Genomic DNA, 19,930 nt, shown 5'->3' with positions numbered 1-19,930 from the left:
AAGGCAGCTCACAGATCACACTGATTTGCACAGAAGCTAGCTGCTAAGCAGCTAGCGACTTCGACAAGCACCTTTAGATGCCTTCGACAGGCTGACATTCGTTAAGGTTTCGAAGGTTTAGCCTGACAGTGTACCTTTATTTGATCTATTAAAGTTAACTCAAATCGCATGCATAAAATTGTGCTGGCCATTACGGGGGCAAGTGGTTCTATCTATCCGCGGTTGTTGTTGCGCAAACTGCTGACGGTATCGGCTCAATGGGAGGAACTGGCGGTGGTGATGACGGAAAATGCCAAGCAGGTATGGGAAACGGAGCTGGGGATGGCAGATTATAAGGATTTTATGGCCCTCGCGGATAAGGGGAAGCAGGGCATTCAATTTTATTCGACGATGGACTTTAACGCACCTTTTGCTTCGGGATCGGGCCGGTTCAATACGATGATCATCGCGCCCTGCTCGATGGGTACGCTGGGGCGTATTGCCACGGGTGTATCGACGGACCTGATCACGCGGGCTGCGGATGTGGTGCTGAAGGAGCGCCGCAAACTGATCTGCATGATCCGGGATACGCCTTACAACCTGATCCATATCCGCAATATGGAAACGGTGACGCTGGCCGGCGGGATCATTTGCCCGGCCTCTCCTTCGTTTTACAGCCGTCCTACAACGATCGAGGAAGTGGCTGCTACGGTGGCGGACCGGGTGCTTGACCTGGCGGGACTGGATATCAGTACGTACAGATGGGGGGAGTAGCTTACTGTTTCGAGTTTAGTGTGCCGGGTTTCGGGTTCTTGGTGTGTTGCAGGCTAATTAAATGCAATTGCCAAACAGGAATGCTGCTTACATCGCGGGAGCAACCCGAAACTTCAAACGCAAAACACGAAACCTACCGAAGATCTACTTCTTCTACGCCGGGATATTTGCTTTTGTCGAAAACAAACAGGGCATCGGTGAGGGCGGCTTTGCCATTGAGGGTAGTAACGGTGTAGGTGATCTTAGTACCGCTCTTATCGAGCACGCGGGTGCTGTAGATTGTTTTGGCAGTTTTGTCGACCAGGACGAATACTTTATGGAATGGCTTGGTCTTATCTACGGGGGTCATTTCTATTTCTACGAGGGTCTTGTTGCCTTCTTTCTTTTCTCCATTGAGTTTATAGAGGAAGTCTTTGTCGTAAAAATTGGTGAACAATTTTGTGGGGGTGATCATGCTGGCAGACCCTTCGAGTTTGGTGATGGTGACCTCGTTGGAAGACTTATCGAAGGTCCAAACATTGGCGCCATCGCAGAAGATCTCGGCACCGCCCACGAGGCTCACTTTGTATTTAGAGCCCTTCATAGACACGGTTCCCTTCTTGGTATCCAGCACTTTACCTTTGCTGTCCTCATTTTTCAACACGAAAGCGGCCTGTACAGCTTTGTAGGTCTTAAACTTAGCACTGACCTCATCCAGTATCTTTTTGGCGGCGGGATCGCTGCTCACAGGCTTATCGCCGGTTTGTGAAAAACCTACCAATGCTGTCAGAATCGTGCTAAAGAATAAAAGTACTGCTTTCATTATGAGTGATTATGAGTGATTTCTGGTCTAAAAGCCGCAAAGATATTGGTTAAGCGGCAAAAACTTAGACGCCGATTATCCCCGAACCGTTTAGTCGTTAGGAATACTTTAACAGAAAACGGGAGAGAATACAGAATCCAGAATCCAGTATACAGAAGCCCGGACCAGCTGTTATCTGTCGCGGATTAGCAGTCAGCTTTTAGCGGTTAGGTATTAAAATTCGCTAAATGCTGTTCGAGGTCCATTTCGGTGCGAATGAGCACGTCGCGGGCCTTGCTACCCTGGCTGGGGCCTACAATGCCGGCGGCTTCGAGCTGGTCCATGAGGCGGCCGGCGCGGTTGTAACCGAGTTTCATGCGGCGCTGGAGCAGGGAGGTAGAACCGATCTGGCTGGTGACGATCATGCGGGCGGCATCCTCAAAGAGGGAATCGCGGTCGCCGATGTCAAAATCCTTTTCCAGTTCTTTTTCATCGACGTATTCGGGCAACATGAATGCCTGGGGATACCCGTTCTGGGCGCCGATGTTGTCGCATACGCTCTCCACTTCGGGGGTGTCGACAAAAGCGCACTGGAGGCGGGTAAGCTCGCCATTATAAGAGATCAGCATATCGCCCTTACCGATGAGCTGTTCGGCGCCACCGATATCGAGGATGGTACGGGAGTCGATCTTGGAGGATACCTTAAAGGCAATCCGTGCCGGGAAGTTGGCCTTGATGGTACCGGTAATGATGTTGACAGAAGGGCGCTGGGTGGCGATGATGAGGTGAATACCTACGGCCCGGGCCAACTGGGCCAGGCGGGCGATGGGCATTTCCACTTCCTTGCCGGCGGTCATGATGAGATCGGCAAACTCATCGACCACGAGCACGATAAAGGGCAGGAACTGGTGGCCTTTTTCGGGGTTGAGCCTGCGCTTGACGAACTTCTCATTGTACTCACGAATATTGCGGGTGCCGGCTTCTTTGAGGAGGTCGTAGCGGTTGTCCATCTCAATACACAGGGCATTGAGGGTATGGATAACTTTTTTGGTATCGGTGATGATGGCTTCTTCTTCTCCGGGAAGCTTGGCCAGGAAGTGGTTCTCGATGGTACGGTAGAGGGTCAACTCTACTTTTTTGGGATCGACGAGTACGAGCTTCAGCTGGGAGGGGTGCTTCTTATAGAGGAGGGACACCAGGATGGCGTTCAACCCAACTGATTTACCCTGACCGGTGGCACCGGCCATGAGCAAGTGAGGCATGGTGGTGAGGTCGACAATGAAATTCTCGTTGTCGATCTTCTTACCGATGGCCACGGGCAAGCTGAAATTGTTGGCCTGGAACTTTTCAGAAGCCAGGAGGGTCTTCATACTCACCACGGTCTTCTTCACATTGGGCACTTCGATACCAATGGTGCCTTTACCGGGTATGGGGGCAATGATGCGGATACCGAGGGCCGCGAGGCTCAGGGCAATATCGTCTTCGAGGTTCTTGATCCGGGAGATCCGTACACCGGCAGCGGGTACGATCTCGTACAGGGTGACGGTGGGGCCTACGGTAGCACTGATCTTCTGGATGTCGATATCATAATTCTTGAGGGTGGTGATGATCTGGTTTTTGTTGGTCTCCAGTTCGGCCGCATCCTGGATGATCTTTTCGCTACCATGCTGTTCCAGGAGCTCGAGGGAGGGATATTGATAATCCTTCAGATCGAGGGTAGGTTCGTATGGGGTGGTGATGATGGGCTTTTTCTCTTCGATAGATTCCTCTTCCTCTTCTGCGGGTTCTACTTCTTCATCGGCTGATATGGGCTCTTCGGGCATGGATTTGATCTCCAGCTCGAGGGAGGCGGCTGCCTGCTGGGCCTTTTCCTGTTTTTTGTTGAGGGACGGGGTAACCACGGGTGGGGGTATCACCACGGGCGGGGCCGGTGTATTGGGCTCAAAAGGGGGCTCGTCCTGCTCTTCGGCGCGCTCAACCAGCTGCATGTCTTCGAGGAGGTCCTCGTCTATTTCCAGCTTGGGGGCCAGGAGGGGTGAAGGCTGTTCGCCTTTTTTGAGCTTATTGGTCTTTTTGGGTTTGGGAGCGGCTTCCTGTTCTTCTTCATTGACCGGCAATACGGCCTCTTCGAGGGATGCAGGTTTACGCGGTATGGTGGGTACTTTGAATACTGGATTGAAACGCCAGATGACGTAGGCGAGGCCACCCACCAGGAGGAGGGCTGCGGTGCCTATTTTACCGATGAGGCTTACGAGCCAGTCGCTGATCATGGTGCCTACTGCCCCACCCCAGGCAAACTGGCTGTTGCCGGATACAAAGGCACAAGCCACGCTGAAGAACACTACGCCTACAATGAGGTAGCGTACGTTGCGCCAGACAGAGAATATCTTCTTGCCAAAAAGGGCGTTGGCGCCCATGACAAAAAAGAGGGTGCAAAAGAGAAAGGAGGCAAGTCCAAACCCATTGTAAAAAAACTGATGGGATATATAGGCGCCGATATTGCCCAGCAGGTTGGTAGTCTTGACACCTGCCGAAGGCATTAATATGGAAGCGCCTTTGAATACCTTGTCCTGGTCTTCGCGCCAGGTAAACAGGTAAGAAGTGAAGGCGATAAACAGGAACAGGCTTGCCAGCAGTGCCATGGTGCCGGCAATCTTATGGGTACGTTCGTCTTTTACCAATTGTTTTACGGTCACCTGCTCTTCCTTCTCAGGTTTCAGTTTATCAGTGTCAGGAGTTTTGCTTTTTCCGGATTTTAAGCGATTGGCCATGGGTACAAAGATAAGTAGTTGAACAAAACGGGGCTATAAACAAATAAAAGCGTTGGGGAGCCCGTAAATATTGTATTTTAGGAGGTCAAACAACATGAAACTCCGGGAGCACCTATCACTACCATCGGGCAGTCACCTTACCCGCCGTCTTCGCATGGCTGTAGTGCTATTCGCCGGATCTTTCCTTTGTCTGCTCGCTTCTCCTATCAGCAGTTATGGCCAGGCAGTTACCAACGCCATTGACATTGCTAAAATACGTTTTTTCAGATCAGATGTCAGTCATTTCGAGGTAGCCACGCAGGCCAAGGGGACTACAAGGAATGATGCTATTACTTCGCTCGCATTCAAACCACTCAGCAAACAGTTGCCGGGCAGCTATATGGAAAGGGATATTTTCCAGCGGTTCACGCTGACGAACAGCGGGGATACGGCGAAAGAAATATTCTTTTTACCAGGATTCTATTGCCGGAATATTGAATTGTTCAGCGCGGCTGCGGATCATCCTACGGGGCAACTGACGCCGGTAGTGGATACGGTGGCCCGCAGCCCGCGGTTCCTGGGTGCCATCAATATCCAAGTGGCCCCGCATACTACCACGGTGTATTACTGCCGGTTCAACTTCGTGCGTACGAATGTAAACAATATCATTCCGCGGATCATAGAGAAGGACTATTTCCGGCAATGGCGGTCGTCGGTCAGGGACCGGGATTACCTGCTGGACATTGTGAGTTATGTAGCCACGGGTATCCTGCTGATGATGATCTTCTATTCTTTGGCGGTGTACCTGCAAAACCAGAATAAGGAGTTCATCTTTTATGCGTTGTATACGCTGTGTACGGCGTTTCTGTTGTTCCTGAAATCGTACCTGAACTTAACGGGCTCGGCTTTCCATTATTTCTATGAGGAGTACCTGGATTTTATGATGATGACGGCCAGTGTATTCACGTACCTGTTCTTTGTGCGGCAGTTTCTCAATACGAAGGAAAACCATCCGGGGCTGGATAAATTCCTGCGCTGGTCGAAGCTGGTGATGATCGTGTTCAGCGCGGTTTTCACGTTCCTGTATTTCTTTACGGAAAAATATATTGTGCTCAACACGATGGAGAACCTGGTGATGAAACTGGTCTTCTTTGTGGTGGGCATCACGTTCATTGTATACAGCATCAAGAAGAAAGATACGCTGCTCAATTACCTGGCGCTGGGCAACCTGGCGCTGGTGGTGTTCTCGATCATCTCGCTGCTGATCATGATCTTCAAATGGGGGGTGGCGGACAGTGAGTCGCGGTGGAGTATATTCAACCGGTCGATCTTTTATTATGAGCTGGGGCTGGTGCTGGAACTCTCGTTCTTCCTGAGCGGGCTTGCCTGGAAAAACCGGCGTGATATCGTAGAGCGGGTAAAAGAGCGGGAAAGGCTGAAGCTGGAAAATGAACGGAAGGAATTTGAAAAGCAGATGGCGGTGGTAACGGCGATGCAGGGAGAACGTGACCGGATCTCGGCAGATATGCACGATGAGCTGGGCTCGGGTGTAACGGCGATCCGGCTGATGAGTGAGATCCTGAAAACGAAAATGAAGAGTCAGTCGATCCCGGAACTGGATAAAATATCGAGCAACGCGAATGAGTTGCTGGGCAAGATGAATACGATCATCTGGACGATGAAGAGCTCGAATGATACGGTAGAAAGCCTGATCGCCTATATCCGGGCACATGCGATCGAATACTTCGACAGCACACCGATCGAGTGCACGGTGCGGCTGCCGGCGGTGATACCGCAATCGGATATCAGCGGGGAAAAACGGCGGAATATCTTCCTGAGTGTGAAAGAGGCGCTGAACAATGCGATGAAACATTCGCAGGCTACGCAACTGCATATTGATATTGTGGCCAGGGAGCACCTGCTGGTGATCCGCATTACGGATAATGGGATCGGCATCAATACGGAACAGCTGCGCCGCTTTGGCAATGGGCTGAGCAATATGCGGCGGCGCATGGATAATATCGGAGGGTCGTTTACGATTGAGTGTGAGGGGCAGTGTGTGCTGACGTTTGAGGCGCCTCTCTGAGGCTTCCGTTCTTTTGCCTTGATGCATATTTTTTCTGTTCTTTTGCCTTGATGCAAAAGAACCAAAAAATCAAGGCAAACCCGAATGCCTCCGGCCGGTTTGCCGCCCACGCCACCCCAGGTTTTGCTTTGGTTACTAAATATGGGCTTTTATGCTTTGAAGTGGATGCATGCCGGCGACGGCTGGTATTGTAGGTTACTCCTATGCGGGGTCGTTGAGAATTTATTACTCACTGATTTTTCATTGCCCACCGACTATTTATTACCTTTTACCCACTGACTATTTGTTGCCCGCGGTTATTTAATACACACTGACTACTTATTGCCCACTGAGCTTTATTGTCCAGTGGTTACTAATAGCTCACTTTATTTATTTCGCACTGTCTATTGATCGTTTATCGCTTACTTCTTAATGATGGCGACGAACATGGCGATCCAACCGGCGATCAGGAAGAGGCCGCCGAAGGGGGTGATGGCGCCGATGCCGCTGAGGCCAACGGTATTGGTGGCTTTGAGGGCAGTGAGGATGTATAAAGAGCCTGAAAAGAGAATGATGCCAATAATGAACAGGATACCGGCCCAGCGCATCCAATCGCCGGGAAACTTCTCTATTAAGATGGCTACTGCCAGCAAGGCGAAAACGTGGTAAAACTGGTAACGGACACCGGTCTCAAAAGTGCCGATGGTCTCTACGGGTACGAGTTTTTTGAGGCCATGGGCGCCAAAAGCACCGAGGGCCACAGACAGGGCGCCCAGCAAAGTGGACGTGAGCAAAAATCCTTTATGCATGTAAAACGGTTTGAATAAAATCATTCATGGAAATGGCATCTTCCTTGTCGAGGACGACATCGGCCTGCTCATAGTACATCCGGCGCTCGTTGAGCTTGCGGATGATGTAGGCGCGCAAGCCATCGTCGTCGATATCCTTGATGAGGGGACGCTTGGCCTTCTCTTTGAGCAGGCGCTGGAGGAGCACATCGACATGGGTATTGAGCCAAACGACGATACCTACTTTTTTCATGTAATCGATGTTGTTGAAAAAGCAGGGAGTGCCACCACCACAGGAGAGGACGAGTGATTCATGTTCTTCTACCAGTCTTTCGAGGGTCTCTTTTTCTTTGAGGCGGAAATGTTCTTCGCCAAAGGTGGCAAAGATATCGGTGACGGACTGGCCTTCGGCTTTCACCACTTCTTCATCGAGGTCGAAGAAGGGCAATTGAAGGCGGTGGGCCACCTGTTTTCCCCAGTGTGTCTTTCCAGAGCCCATGAAACCTATCAGGATAATCCTCATCTGCTGTTATTTATCGAAAGAATATGTATAAAAAATAATGTCGAGGGGCATGGCCGGGAATGCGGGGGGCAATTGCTCCTTCTTAATCTCCCGGAAACCATTCTTCTCGTAGAAGCGGTGTGCGGCCTGGAACTGGCTGATGGTACCCAGAAAGATCTCTTTCACTCCTTTTAATCTGCACCAGGCAAATACCTCCTGCATCAATTGCCAGGCGACTGCCTTGTCCTTACCGCGGTAATCGGGGTGGACGAACATTTTGCGCAAAGCTACCTGGTTATTGTCAATATCGATGAGGGCAATGGTGCCTACTACTTTATTGTTGTCGATGGCGAGCCAGAAATTGCCATTGCGCTGTTGGTAGAAGGCGTGCACGTTGCGGAGGTCGGGCTGGTCTTCGGCGGTGATGGGAACGCCAAATTCGCCAGCCTGGATACCTACGATGAGGTCGATGGTTTCCTGCTGGTATTGTAGGTCGTATTCTATGATCTCGGTTGAACTCATTGGATGTTGCTGGTTTGGTTGGCAGTCGGCAATCGTGAATCGTGAATCGGCAGTCGGCAGTCGGGAATCTTTTGCTTCGAGCGTTTGCTTTGCAAGCAGATTCCTCACTACGCTGCGCTGCGTTCGGAATGACAACAAAGTAAGAACTGTTTACTTCGCTGTGTTCGGAATGACAACGAAGGGTGATCTGTTTGCTTCGAGACGATTGCTTCGAGCGTTTGCTTCGCAAGCAGATTCCTCACTACGCTGCGCTGCGTTCGGAATGACAACAAAGTAAGAACTGTTTACTTCGCTGTGTTCGGAATGACAACGAAGGGTGATCTGTTTGCTTCGAGACGATTGCTTCGAGCGTTTGCATCGCAAGCAGATTCCTCACTACGCTGCGCTGCGTTCGGAATGACAACGAAGGGTGTTACGCCTCTACCCTATTACTGTTACTTGAATGCGTTCAGGCCGGTGACGTCCATTCCTGTGATGAGGAGGTGGATATCGTGGGTGCCTTCGTAGGTGATGACGCTTTCGATGTTCATCATGTGGCGCATGATGGAATATTCGCCGGTGATGCCCATGCCGCCGAGCATCTGCCTGGCATCGCGGGCAATATTGGCTGCGATCTCGCACCCATTGCGCTTGGCCATGGACACCTGCTGGGGGCTGGCTTTGTGCTCATTCATCAATACGCCCAGGCGCCAGTTGAGCAATTGGGCTTTGGTGATCTCGGTGATCATCTCGGCCAGTTTTTTCTGCTGGAGCTGGAACGCACCAATAGGGCGATCAAACTGCACACGCTCGAGTGAATAGCGCAGGGCGGTATCGTAACAATCCATGGCGGCACCTACGGATCCCCAGGCTATGCCATAACGGGCCCTTGTCAAACAGCTTAAGGGACCTTTCAGTCCTTTTACGTTCAATATATTCTCTTTGGGTACGGCTACATTGTCGAATACGAGCTCACCGGTGGCTGAAGCGCGCAGGCTCCATTTGCCATGGGTGGTAGGGGTGGAAAACCCCTTCATACCCCGCTCAACAATAACACCGCGGATGTCGCCTTGTTCATCTTTGGCCCAAACAACAGCCACCTGGGAAAAGGGAGCGTTGGAGATCCACATTTTGGCGCCGTTGAGGATGACATGATCGCCGGCGTCCCTGATATTGGTGAGCATGCCGGCAGGGTTGGAACCGTGGTCGGGCTCGGTGAGGCCGAAACAGCCCAGCCATTCGCCGCTGGCGAGTTTGGGCAGGTATTTGTGGCGCTGTTCTTCGCTGCCATATTCATAAATGGGGAACATGACAAGGGAGCCCTGTACGGAGGCGGTGGAACGAACGCCGCTATCGCCGCGCTCGAGTTCCTGCATCATGAGGCCGTAGCTGATGTAATCGAGGCCGCCACCGCCGTATTCGGCGGGGATGGTGGGGCCAAAGCAGCCCAGATCGCCCAATTGCTTTACGATCTGCTGAGGAAACTCGGCCTTTTGGGCATAGTCCTCAATAATGGGGGAAATCTCCTTTTTGACGTAATTGCGGACGGATTCGCGGATGAGTTTCTGCTCTTCGGTCAACAATTCATCGAGGGCAAAGTAATCGGGGCTAACGAACTGATCGGTTTTGGCGGCCATGGTAACTGGTTTTGACAATATGGTGCTAAAGTAGGAAAAATAGCTAATAGGTGTTAGCTTTTAGGTGTTAGCTGTTAGGCAGTTATGGATATGTTTTCGGGTTTTGTGTTTGGGGTTTCGGGTTTCGGGTTCTTTGGGTGTAACAGCATTATTACCTGCGATTTCCTGCAAAAGCAAGTGGGTGTTGGTAAATAAGTAATTGAAAGTAAGTCCAAAACGCGGAGCAACCCGACACGCTACACCCGACACGCGAAACGCTAATTCAGGTATGTTCAATTATTTTTAGCTGAAATGCAACATCCTTTCGATGTCTATGTCTCTTATACTGAACAACAATTAAAACATTCATTTTGGAGCTGACTGCAAACACTATCCGGGATGAATTGGTAGAACGATGTAAACAGGGTGACAGCCTGAGCTATCAATTGTTATACCAACGATATTCCAAAGCGATGTACAACACGAGTCTACGGATCGTGAACAATTCGGCAGACGCAGAAGACGTATTACAGGAAGCCTTCCTGGACGCCTTCCGATCGTTGAATGATTTTCACTACCGCTCGACCTTCGGGGCCTGGTTGAAGAAGATCGTGATCAACAAGTCGATCAATACGCTGCGTAAAAGGCGGGGGTATCTTGTAGAGATCGATGAGGATAGTGATAACGGGGTAATGGCGCTGGCACAGGAAGAACAAGTGGACGAAGCGGAACTGGCGTACCAGGTAGCGAATGTGAAGAAAGCGATACAAAAGCTGCCGGATGGCTACCGGGCGGTGATCAGCCTCTACCTGCTGGAGGGCTATGACCATGAAGAAATAGCAGGCATATTGGGTATCACGCACAATACGGTGCGTACGCAATATGTAAGAGCGAAACAAAAATTACTGACGATAATAAAACAAGGAGGATTGTCATGAGCAACGGTTTAGAACAATTTATGCGTGACCACCGGGATGAATTTGATTCAGAAGAACCAGGCCCACAGGTTTGGAAGAAACTGGAGCAGGAACTGGTACCCGCGCCTGAAAAAAAAGGGAAAGTATTCACGATGACGACGATCGTGCGGTGGAGTGCTGCCGCGGCTATACTGGTATTGGCCGGACTGGGGGTTTTCCATTTGTTCAATCCACAAACATCCACCTCAACTAATGATCCGAAGGTGGCCAGGACCCAAGAAACACCTAAGAAAGATGAGGGTGATGTACTGCTCAAGGACATCGACCCAACGTATGCGAAAGAAGTGTACCATTTCACACAGCTCATTGAACTGAAGCAAAACGAGCTGAAGCAAATAGAAAAGGATAATCCTGCCTTATACAAACAGTTCCTAAGTGACATTACAAAACTGGACAGTTCTTACAATGCTTTGAAGCAGGAGCTGCCCACGAATGCCAACCGGGAACAACTGCTGGAAGCGATGATACAGAATTTACGACTGCAGACGGAATTACTGAATCAACAGCTCCAGATCATTCAACAAATCAAAAAATCTAAATCGGGAAGCGATGAAAATTCAAAAAGCGTATAGAGTAACCTTATTGATCACTGCGCTGGCATTTGGGACACAGGTAATGGCTGCAGGGGACCCCATGGTGGAGAAGAAAAAGACGTACAGCAAATCGTATGCTGTGAGCAACTCGGACAAGATCTCGCTGAGCAATCAGTTTGGAGAGATGAAGATCAGTACCTGGGACAAGGGTGAAGTGAAAGTAGATGTGACGATCACGACGGAAGCGGGCTCGGATGAACGGGCGCAGCAACTGCTGGACATTATCAATATCCAGGATGGCAAGAGTGGCAGCGGGGTGTACTTCAAGACGAAGATCGGCAACAACAATAACAATGACCGGGGCAAGGGTGAAAAGCAAAGTTTCCATATTGATTATGTGGTGTATGTACCGGCCTCGGGCACTGTAGACGCCCGCAATGAATTTGGCCCTCTATCGATCGGTGACTTTAAAGGAAAAATATGGCTGGAAAGTAAATTCGGCAGCCTGACAGCGGGCAACCTGAGCGGTGAAGGCAATGTGAATGTAGAGTTTGGCAAAGCCACTATTGGCAGCATGGTGGGCGGCAGCCTCACGATCAAATTCTCCCGTGGGCTGGTCAACAACCTGTCGGGTGATGTGAAAGCGAATTTTGAACACAGCAGCGTGAAGCTGGGTGTGGAAAACGACCTTAAAAACATTGATATTAAGAACAGCTTTACTCAATTGTACCTGGACGTCAATACGAACCTATCGGCCAACTTCGACATCAGCACGAGCTTTTGTGATGTGAAGAACAAAACGAGCTTTGACATCAAGAAGGAAGGGGATGATGATGACCGGAGCGGCCCTAAGTTTGACTTCCATTATTCGGGTAAAGCAGGCAGCGGCAATACGCGTGTGCGGGTAAAAGCCAGCTTTGGTGATGTAACGATCGGTCATAATATTGACTTTGATGTGAATGCGGATGATAAGAAAAGGAAGGAGAAGACGAGGAATATTTAGGGAGAGAATACGGAATACAGAATATAGAATACAGAATACAGAATACAGAATCGAGCATATAGCATCCAGCATTTAGAATACAAGAGTTTGGTGCTAGCTGTGGGATGAAGGAAGACTAGCGTATTATCTAATTTTTTTATAGGCCAGGTGAAAGCCGGCCAAGCGCAGAAAGTAATAGCCAGCAAAACAAAGTTCAAGTCTTGCAGTCAGCAGAGTCGAACGACTCTCTACAGGCGGGGTGCCCCGGAAACGGGTGTTGCCCCGTTTTTTTATTATAGAATTTAGGATTTAGGATTTAGGATTCTTCAGGTGTGGGTTGATGACTAACAGGAAAGGGGCGGATTTATCGGAAGCTGTAACTGATTGTTGTAGGGGGTTGTTGTAGCAGGTGGTTGGTTTCGGGATTAGGAGTAGATTTGTCGCCTAAACATTTGTTATGACGATTGAAGGGATACAATCGATCTGTCAACAATTCAAGGGTATGACAGAAGATATTAAATGGGAGAATCATCTTTGTTTTAATGTGGGTGATAAAATGTTCCTGGTGACGTCGCCGGATATGGTACCGGTGACGGCCTCGTTCAAAGTATCGGATGAGGAGTTTGATGAAGTGAGCAGCCGGACGGGGTTTAAACCAGCTCCTTATCTGGCGCGCTACAAATGGGTGTATGTGGATGATATCAACCGGCTGAACAAAAAGGAATGGACGTATTTTGCGCAGCAAGCTTATACGCTCACGGCGGCGAAACTTCCCGCAAAAACCAAAAAGTTATTGGGGTTGTAATTGGTTGATTATTGATTACTAATTATTGATTATTAGTTGCTGACTGCTGGTAATAATCAATAATGGCTATTACTTCAAATAGGTAGCCATTTCTGCCTGGTACTCTTTGGCTACTTCGCTGGCTTTTTCTGCAAAATCTTCCTTATCTGAAGCATAGATGATGGCGCGGCTGGCATTGATGAGGATGCCCACATCGTTGTTCATGGCTTTTTCGGAGATCTCTTTCAAGCTGCCGCCCTGGGCACCCACACCGGGCACGAGGTAAAAATGATCGGGGGTCAATTTACGGATGTTGGTAAACCAATCGCTTTGGGTGGCGCCTACCACATACATGAGGTTGTCGGGCGTGCCCCATTGTGCAGCAGTGGTCAATACTTTTTCATAGAGGAGTCCTTCTCCTGCCTGCTGTAGTTCGAAATCGGCTGCGCCACTGTTGGAAGTGAGGCCGAGGAGGATGGTCCATTTGTCTTGGTATTCGAGGAAGGGCCTGACGCTGTCGGCGCCCATGTAAGGGGCTACGGTGATGGCGTCGAAGTTGAGGGTCTCGAAAAAGGCTTTGGCATATTGGGAGGAGGTATTGCCAATATCGCCGCGCTTGGCATCGGCGATGGTGAAGTGGGTGGACGGAATGTAATCGACGGTCCTTTCCATGGCTTCCCAGCCTACCAGGCCAAGGGCTTCGTAAAAAGCGGTGTTGATCTTGTAGCTGACGCAATAATCTTTGGTGGCATCGATGATGCGCTTGTTGAACTCGAATACGGGTTCGGGGGAAGATAATAAATGCCTGGGTATTTTGGTGATGTCGGTATCAAGGCCTACGCAGAGGTAGGATTTTTTGAGGCGGATCTGTTCTATGAGTTCTTTGCGTGTCATTATTTTTTATTTGTACTTATTATTTTAAATCGGCAGTCGTGAATCGGCAATCGGCAATTGGCCGGTACGTAAGCCTTTTTACTTTACCTGTTGTTCTATTAATTTCTTTAAGGTATCCACAAAACGCCAGACCTCTTCGAAGGTATTGTACAAAGGTACGGGGGCGAGGCGAATGACATTGGGTTCGCGCCAATCGACCATGATGCCGGCGGCAGTGAGCTGGTCAAATAGCTGCTTGCCATCACGCAACATGAGCATGGACACCTGGCAGCCGCGGGCTGTTTCTTCACGCGGGGTGATGAACTCAATGGCTGCACCGCCAGTGGCTTTTTCGAGGTCTTCGAGGAGGAACCATAACCAGTCGTTGAGTTTTTTTCTTTTTTGCTGGAGCTGGTCCCACCCTGCTTCGCTCACTATTTCCAGGGCTGCTTTGTGGGCAGCATACAACAAGAGGGAAGGTGTGCTGAGTTGCCAGCCTTCGGCAGAAGGGATGGGCACAAAGCCTTTTTGCATGAGGAAGCGGGTATCTTTTTGGTATCCCCACCAACCGGCAAAACGATGTATCTCGGGATCGTGGTGGTAACGCTCATGGATGTACACGCCGCCAATGGCGCCGGGACCTGAGTTTAAGTACTTGTAACTGCACCAGCAGGCAAAGTCGACGTTCCACTGGTGCAATTGCAGGGGCACATTGCCGGCTGCATGGGCAAGGTCGAAGCCGACCTTTGCACCGGCGGCCTGGGCTGCTTTGGCAATGGCAGACATATCGAACAACTGACCTGTATAATAATTGATGCCGCCCCATAATACGAGGGCGAGCTCGTCTTTGTGCTGATCTATAGCCTGCAGGATGTCTTCTGTTCTGATGGTGTGCTCCCCTACCCTGGGACCTACTTCTATGATCACTTCTTCGGGATGGAAACCCAAGTGCTTTACGTGGGTCTCGAACATGTACTGGTCGCTGGGGAAAGCTTTGGCCTCGCAGATGATCTTGCGGCGGCGGCCCTGGGGCCGGTAAAAACTTACCATTAGCAAATGGAGGTTGACGGTGAGCTGGTTCATCACCACCACTTCATGGGGCAGGGCGCCTACGATGGTAGCGAGTGGTGCGGTAAGGGTATCGTGGTATTGGAGCCAGGGTTGCCCGCCCATGAAAAAACCTTCTACGCCGTATTGGGCCCAGGCATTTAATACCTCCTGGAGGCGGGCCTGGGTGCGCCGGGGTTGGAGACCGAGGGAGTTGCCGAGGAAGTAGATCTGCTGACTGCCCTTGTGTTCAGGGATGAGGAATTCGTTCCTGAAGGGGGCCAGGGGATCTTGGGCGTCGAGACTTTGTGCGTATGGGAGATTGTTTTCCAATGGTGGTTGCTTTTTTTAGAGCTACTAGCTTTTAGCGGTTAGCTCTGATAGCTGTTAGCTTTTAGCTGTTAGCGTTTAGCTGTTAGGTAAAACCGTTTGCTTTGATAGGTTTTTGTTCTTTTGATCCTCTATTCTTTCGATCTTCTGTGCTTTCGATCCCTCTTTTCTTTGGGCAGGGGTGCCTGCGGCACTTTTTTCTTCTGTTCTTTTGCCTTGACGCAAAAGAACCAAAAAGTCAAGTCTGGCCCGATCCCTCCGGGCGGCCAGACTGGCCAGCTCCTCCCCGGGTGCGGCTTTGATCACTTATTACTTATAGCCTTTGCTTTAAATGGTTGATGAAAGGCCTGTCTCGTTGCATTCTTATCATTTAGCACTTTAGCTTTAGGTGGTTAAATGAACGGCCTATTCATTGCTCGTTTATCATTGTCCATCAGTTACCACCTTTGCTTTGAATGAATGATGAACCGCTTATTGAATAATAACTGACTTTGATAGCTTTATATAGTTCATCATATGGTTCCGGTTTTGCCGCCGTCGACGGGGATGCTGACACCATTGACGTAGGCGGCAGCGGGGGAAGCCAGGAAGGCTGCAACAGCGGCCAGTTCTGCGGCATCGCCAAAACGCTTCGCGGGTATCTCTTTCAACATCTCTTCTTCAATGACGGCAGGGGCTACGTTGCGCTTCGCGGCATTGCTCTGTATGAGGCTGTCGAGGCGCTGGGTTTTGGTATAACCGGGCAATATATTGTTGACGGTGATGCCAAAAGCAGCAAGCTCGTTGGACATGGTCTTGGCCCAGGAAGCGGTAGCGCCGCGAATGGTATTGGACACGCCGAGGTTCTTAACGGGTATCCGCACCGAGGTAGAGATCACATTGATGATGCGCCCATAAGCAGCCTGCTTCATACCGGGGATCACGGCCTGCACCAAGAGCTGGTTGCAAATAATGTGTTGGTTGAAAGCAGCGAGGAAGGCCTCTCCGGTGGCTTCGGTGATGGGGCCAGGAGGCGGGCCACCGGTATTGTTGATCAATATATGTACGGGGGTAACGGCTACAATGGCAGTGATGACCTGCTTCACCTGGCCGGGATGAGCGAAATCGGCTACCTGATAGCTGTGGGTTTGCTGGTATGGTGTGGGCAAGGCAGCGGTGACGGCCTGCAGTGACTGCTCATTGCGGGCCAGCAGGATGCAGGTGGCGCCGAGGGCGGCCAGTTCCTGTGCGATGGCGAGGCCGATGCCCTGTGTGCTGCCGCCAATGACGGCGGTCTTTCCCTGTAGTGAGGTATTCATATAGAATGGGTTTGGAAATGGGGCAAAGGTATTCTTTTCGTTCTTTTGCCTTGATGCAAAAGAACCAAAAAATCAAGCCAGGCCCGATCCCTCCGGGCGGCCTGGCGGGCCAACTCCTCCCCCGGTGCGGCTTTGCTTATTAAATACAGGCTTTTTATGCTGTGGAACGGATCACTGCTGGCAACAGACTGATTGGGGGATCTCTCCAATGCAGTATCCCGGAGTACTTGTTGCTCACTGGTTATTTATTGTTCATAAATCACTTCTTCAGATATTGACGAAATAGTTAAGCTGTGAAGCGGAAATGGGTTCGACGGAGTGGGACTAGTTTTGCTTCGATAGCAGATCCCTCCCTACGGTCGGGATGACAAGAAAGGAAGGGATGACAACACTTGAAGAGATGACAACAAAGGCCAGGACTCCAACAAAGAGTGGAATGACAACCAAAGGGTAGGATGACAAGAAAGGGAGAGATGACAACAAAGGCCAGGATTCCAACAAAGAGTCGAATGACAACCAAAGGGTAGGATGACAATAAAGGTTGAGATACAACAAAAGGAAAAATGGCAATATGAGGCAATCGCGAATCAGCAGTCGCGAACCGACAATTGGCAATTGGCAGTCAGCAGTCGACAGTCGGTAATCTTTTACTTCGGTGAGGAGGCTGTTAGAATAAATTGGGGTAATCGGAGATGATGCCGTCGACGCCGAGGGCTTTTAGTTTTTCGATGGTGGGTTTGTCGTTGACGGTCCAGGGGAGAACCTTGATCTTCTGTTGGTGGCATTGGGTTACCAGTTCGGGTTTGACCAGGGTATACAGGGGGCTGTAAATGGTGGGGATGAATTGCAGTTGCTTCAGGTGCTCTTCGAGGCCCTTGTTGTCAGCCACGAGGGCGGCGGTCCTGATGGCGGGGTATTTGGTGTGCAGTATCTGCAAGGTGCGGAAGTCAAAAGACTGGATGATAACGCGGTCTTCGATGTGCTTTTGAAGAATGACAGCCATCAGTTTTTCTACAAACTCTTCGGGAGCGGGATGGTATTGGTTGTCGGTCCTGGGATTGGTCTTGGTCTCTATATTGTAAAATACAGGGGTGCTCTTTTTCTTTTTGGTATAGGCTTCGACGGAGTCGATCACTTTACTGAGCAAGGGCTTGGTGGCAGCCAGTTTTTGCTGATCCTTAAAACCGGGGTTGACGGCCAGGCCCACATCGTAACGCTGGGTTTCGGCATAGGTCATCTGGAAAATATTCAGGCTGCGCTCTTCCTGGGGGGTGACGCGGGTACCATCGGGCTTTGTGGCGATGGCGGCGCTGAAAAATGGCTCATGGGACAGGATGACCTGGCCATCTTTGGTGATCACGGCATCCATTTCGAGGGTGTTGACACCCAGGTCGATGGCGTGCAGCATGGCGGGGATGGTGTTTTCGGGCATCAGGCCACGGCCGCCGCGGTGGGCTTCTTTGTCGAAAGAAGGCAGATCGATTGAGGTATTCGGCTTATCTGTGGTTTGCACCTCGTTGGTGGTTTTGCGGGTGGCGTGACAGCTCACGATGAGGGCTACAATTAAAACCAGTTCGATTACTTCTTTCGTTCCTTTCATATATCAAGATTACAGCTTCTGATCAATGCCCAGGGCTAGTTTTGGTTTAAATAATTGTGATGTTCCCGGCTGACTGCCCTCCTGGTGGGGCATGGGCAGCTTTCTTTTCGCTTACTGGCGATTTGACGTAGATCAAGCTGGCATGGAAACAGGCGCGAAGGTAAATAATCCAAGTTTTGTGGCAAGAGGTTTGTCACTTTCTTTGCCTTGATGCAGATCGCTTCGTTCTTTTGCCTTGATGCAAAAGAACCAAAAAATCAAGGCAGGCCCGATCGCTCTCCCGCTTATTGCGGGAGCCTGCCAGCCCACGCCTCCCCAGGTGTAGCTTTGATTATTGATTAAAACACACTTCTATTTTACTTTCGCAACGACGTCAATTTCATTTCTGCGCTCTTTATCATTGACTTACGCAGCTTGCGGTTTGGCGAGTCACGCCTCCTCAGGTGTAGCTTTGATTATTGATATAGGCAGCCTGTTACCTTGAAGCAGCCTGCAATCTTTGTAATAGCCCGATGCTTGTAAACGGCCTACTATCTTTTAAGCAGCACTGGATTCTACTACAATACGGGCCTCCCCAGCTTCAATTGCATTATATGTCAACCACTTATGCAAACTGAAGAGGGCCGGGGTATAAATAAAACGTTTAGTTTAATCAATGACTTCCGCAACTTTTTGGGAGTTGAGGTTGGCATTGCGCATGGAAATGGAGCGGATGGTATTGGCGGCAAATTCTTCGAAAGCCTGTTTGGTGATAGCATCATCGCCTACCATGGCGGGGATACCGAGGTCGCCGCCTTCGCGGATGGACTGGACGAGGGGGATTTGTCCCAAAAAGGGAATCTCATATTCGTCGGCCAGTTTCTTACCGCCTTCCTTGCCAAAAATGTAGTACTTGTTGTTGGGCAGCTCGGCAGGTACAAAGTAGCTCATGTTCTCCACGAGACCGATGAGGGGAACCTTGATCTGGGCCTGTCCAAACATGGCAATGGCTTTCTTGGCATCAGCCAGGGCGACATCCTGGGGTGTGGTAACGACGACCACGCCGGTGACGGGGGCTGTTTGGAGGAGGGTGAGGTGGATATCACCGGTGCCGGGGGGCATATCAATAAAGAGGTAGTCTAATTCGTCCCAAAAAACGTCGGTCACAAACTGTTTGATGGCGCTGCTGGCCATAGGACCGCGCCAGACGACCGCGTTCTTTTCATCGACGAGGAGGCCAATACTCATGAGCTTGATACCGTAACGCTCGAGGGGTACGATCATGCCTTTTTCCTGTCCTTCGACCTGTTTCATCATGGGCCTTTCGCCCCTTACGCCGAACATAATGGGCACGCTGGGGCCGTAAATATCAGCATCCATGAGGCCTACGCGGGCTCCTTTTTTTGCAAAGGCCAGTGCCAGGTTGGCAGCTACGGTGGATTTGCCTACACCGCCTTTTCCGCTTACGACGGCAATGATGTTGTTGACATTGGGCAGTACGGCGCGGGTATCCCTGCGGTTGGTGGTGGTATTGGATGTAAAGTTGACGACTACGGTAGCTTCCTTGTTTAATAACAATTTAATGGCGTTGACACAGGCCATGCGGATCATGTCCTTCATGGGACAGGCGGGGGTGGTGAGCACGACGGTGAAAGAAACATAATTGCCATCGATGACAATATCTTTCACCATATTAAGTGTCACAATGTCTTTTCCAAGATCAGGTTCCTGCACATTACTCAAAGCCTCTAAAACTTTGTCGGGGGTCATC

Annotated in this window: 17 protein-coding genes; 6 read left to right on the top strand and 11 right to left on the bottom strand. The window is 50.3% G+C overall.

The genetic code is table 11. The features are described 5' to 3' along the window. The first annotated feature begins 168 nt into the window (after positions 1 to 168). Complete coding sequence (locus D3H65_RS30785) at positions 169 to 753, top strand: UbiX family flavin prenyltransferase (protein ID WP_119053987.1); 585 nt, start codon at positions 169 to 171, stop codon at positions 751 to 753. 133 nt (positions 754 to 886) lie between these two features. Here the strand turns inward: D3H65_RS30785 and D3H65_RS30780 are convergent, their stop codons facing one another. Next, positions 887 to 1,555, bottom strand: a complete 669-nt coding sequence (locus D3H65_RS30780; protein WP_119053986.1) for a LolA family protein — start codon at positions 1,553 to 1,555, stop codon at positions 887 to 889. Between the two features lie 206 nt (positions 1,556 to 1,761). Further along, positions 1,762 to 4,305 carry an FtsK/SpoIIIE family DNA translocase gene (locus D3H65_RS30775; RefSeq protein ID WP_119053985.1) on the bottom strand — a complete coding sequence of 848 codons (2,544 nt, stop codon included), beginning with the start codon at positions 4,303 to 4,305 and terminating at the stop codon, positions 1,762 to 1,764. Between the two features lie 94 nt (positions 4,306 to 4,399). On the opposite strand from D3H65_RS30775, the gene D3H65_RS30770 reads away from it, so the two are divergent. Further along, entirely contained in the window at positions 4,400 to 6,370 is a 1,971-nt protein-coding gene (locus D3H65_RS30770) for a sensor histidine kinase (protein WP_119053984.1), read from the top strand. A gap of 401 nt (positions 6,371 to 6,771) precedes the next feature. Here D3H65_RS30770 and D3H65_RS30765 read toward each other — a convergent pair whose 3' ends face one another. From D3H65_RS30765 to D3H65_RS30750, 4 genes are all read right to left on the bottom strand, one after another. Then, positions 6,772 to 7,158, bottom strand: coding sequence for a DUF423 domain-containing protein (locus D3H65_RS30765; protein ID WP_119053983.1), 387 nt, complete (start codon positions 7,156 to 7,158; stop codon positions 6,772 to 6,774). Beyond that, complete coding sequence (locus D3H65_RS30760) at positions 7,151 to 7,660, bottom strand: shikimate kinase (RefSeq protein WP_119053982.1); 510 nt, start codon at positions 7,658 to 7,660, stop codon at positions 7,151 to 7,153. The genes D3H65_RS30765 and D3H65_RS30760 overlap by 8 nt, the downstream gene beginning before the upstream one ends. A 6-nt stretch (positions 7,661 to 7,666) precedes the next feature. After that, on the bottom strand, positions 7,667 to 8,161 hold the full coding sequence (locus tag D3H65_RS30755; protein ID WP_119053981.1) for a GNAT family N-acetyltransferase: 495 nt from the start codon (positions 8,159 to 8,161) through the stop codon (positions 7,667 to 7,669). Positions 8,162 to 8,595: 434 nt separating this feature from the next. After that, positions 8,596 to 9,777, bottom strand: coding sequence for an acyl-CoA dehydrogenase family protein (locus tag D3H65_RS30750; RefSeq protein WP_119053980.1), 1,182 nt, complete (start codon positions 9,775 to 9,777; stop codon positions 8,596 to 8,598). 350 nt (positions 9,778 to 10,127) lie between these two features. On the opposite strand from D3H65_RS30750, the gene D3H65_RS30745 reads away from it, so the two are divergent. From D3H65_RS30745 to D3H65_RS30730, 4 genes are all read left to right on the top strand, one after another. Continuing rightward, positions 10,128 to 10,694 (top strand): RNA polymerase sigma factor, encoded by a 567-nt coding sequence (locus D3H65_RS30745; RefSeq protein ID WP_119053979.1) that lies wholly within the window; start codon positions 10,128 to 10,130, stop codon positions 10,692 to 10,694. Next, positions 10,691 to 11,305, top strand: coding sequence for a hypothetical protein (locus tag D3H65_RS30740; RefSeq protein WP_119053978.1), 615 nt, complete (start codon positions 10,691 to 10,693; stop codon positions 11,303 to 11,305). The genes D3H65_RS30745 and D3H65_RS30740 overlap by 4 nt, the downstream gene beginning before the upstream one ends. After that, the gene (locus tag D3H65_RS30735; RefSeq protein WP_119053977.1) at positions 11,283 to 12,269 is read left to right on the top strand and encodes a DUF4097 family beta strand repeat-containing protein; all 987 of its coding nucleotides are present in this window, start codon (positions 11,283 to 11,285) and stop codon (positions 12,267 to 12,269) included. The genes D3H65_RS30740 and D3H65_RS30735 overlap by 23 nt, the downstream gene beginning before the upstream one ends. A gap of 436 nt (positions 12,270 to 12,705) precedes the next feature. Continuing rightward, positions 12,706 to 13,053 (top strand): MmcQ/YjbR family DNA-binding protein, encoded by a 348-nt coding sequence (locus D3H65_RS30730; protein WP_119053976.1) that lies wholly within the window; start codon positions 12,706 to 12,708, stop codon positions 13,051 to 13,053. A 69-nt stretch (positions 13,054 to 13,122) separates the two neighbouring features. On the opposite strand, the gene pyrF is transcribed toward D3H65_RS30730, so the two are convergent. From pyrF to D3H65_RS30700, 5 genes are all read right to left on the bottom strand, one after another. Further along, positions 13,123 to 13,926 carry an orotidine-5'-phosphate decarboxylase gene (gene pyrF, locus D3H65_RS30725; protein ID WP_119053975.1) on the bottom strand — a complete coding sequence of 268 codons (804 nt, stop codon included), beginning with the start codon at positions 13,924 to 13,926 and terminating at the stop codon, positions 13,123 to 13,125. Positions 13,927 to 14,004: 78 nt separating this feature from the next. Continuing rightward, positions 14,005 to 15,285: a kynureninase gene (gene kynU / locus D3H65_RS30720; RefSeq protein WP_119053974.1), complete on the bottom strand. Its 1,281-nt coding sequence runs from the start codon at positions 15,283 to 15,285 to the stop codon at positions 14,005 to 14,007. Positions 15,286 to 15,794: 509 nt separating this feature from the next. Beyond that, positions 15,795 to 16,580 (bottom strand): SDR family oxidoreductase, encoded by a 786-nt coding sequence (locus D3H65_RS30710; RefSeq protein ID WP_119053972.1) that lies wholly within the window; start codon positions 16,578 to 16,580, stop codon positions 15,795 to 15,797. Between the two features lie 667 nt (positions 16,581 to 17,247). Continuing rightward, the gene (locus tag D3H65_RS30705) at positions 17,248 to 18,180 is read right to left on the bottom strand and encodes a glycerophosphodiester phosphodiesterase (RefSeq protein WP_119053971.1); all 933 of its coding nucleotides are present in this window, start codon (positions 18,178 to 18,180) and stop codon (positions 17,248 to 17,250) included. Between the two features lie 648 nt (positions 18,181 to 18,828). Then, entirely contained in the window at positions 18,829 to 19,929 is a 1,101-nt protein-coding gene (locus tag D3H65_RS30700; protein ID WP_119053970.1) for an Mrp/NBP35 family ATP-binding protein, read from the bottom strand. Between the last annotated feature and the right edge of the window lies 1 nt (position 19,930).

This window comes from Paraflavitalea soli, from assembly GCF_003555545.1.
Classification (GTDB): domain Bacteria; phylum Bacteroidota; class Bacteroidia; order Chitinophagales; family Chitinophagaceae; genus Paraflavitalea; species Paraflavitalea soli.
This window is presented reverse-complemented; position numbering and strand designations above follow the sequence as displayed.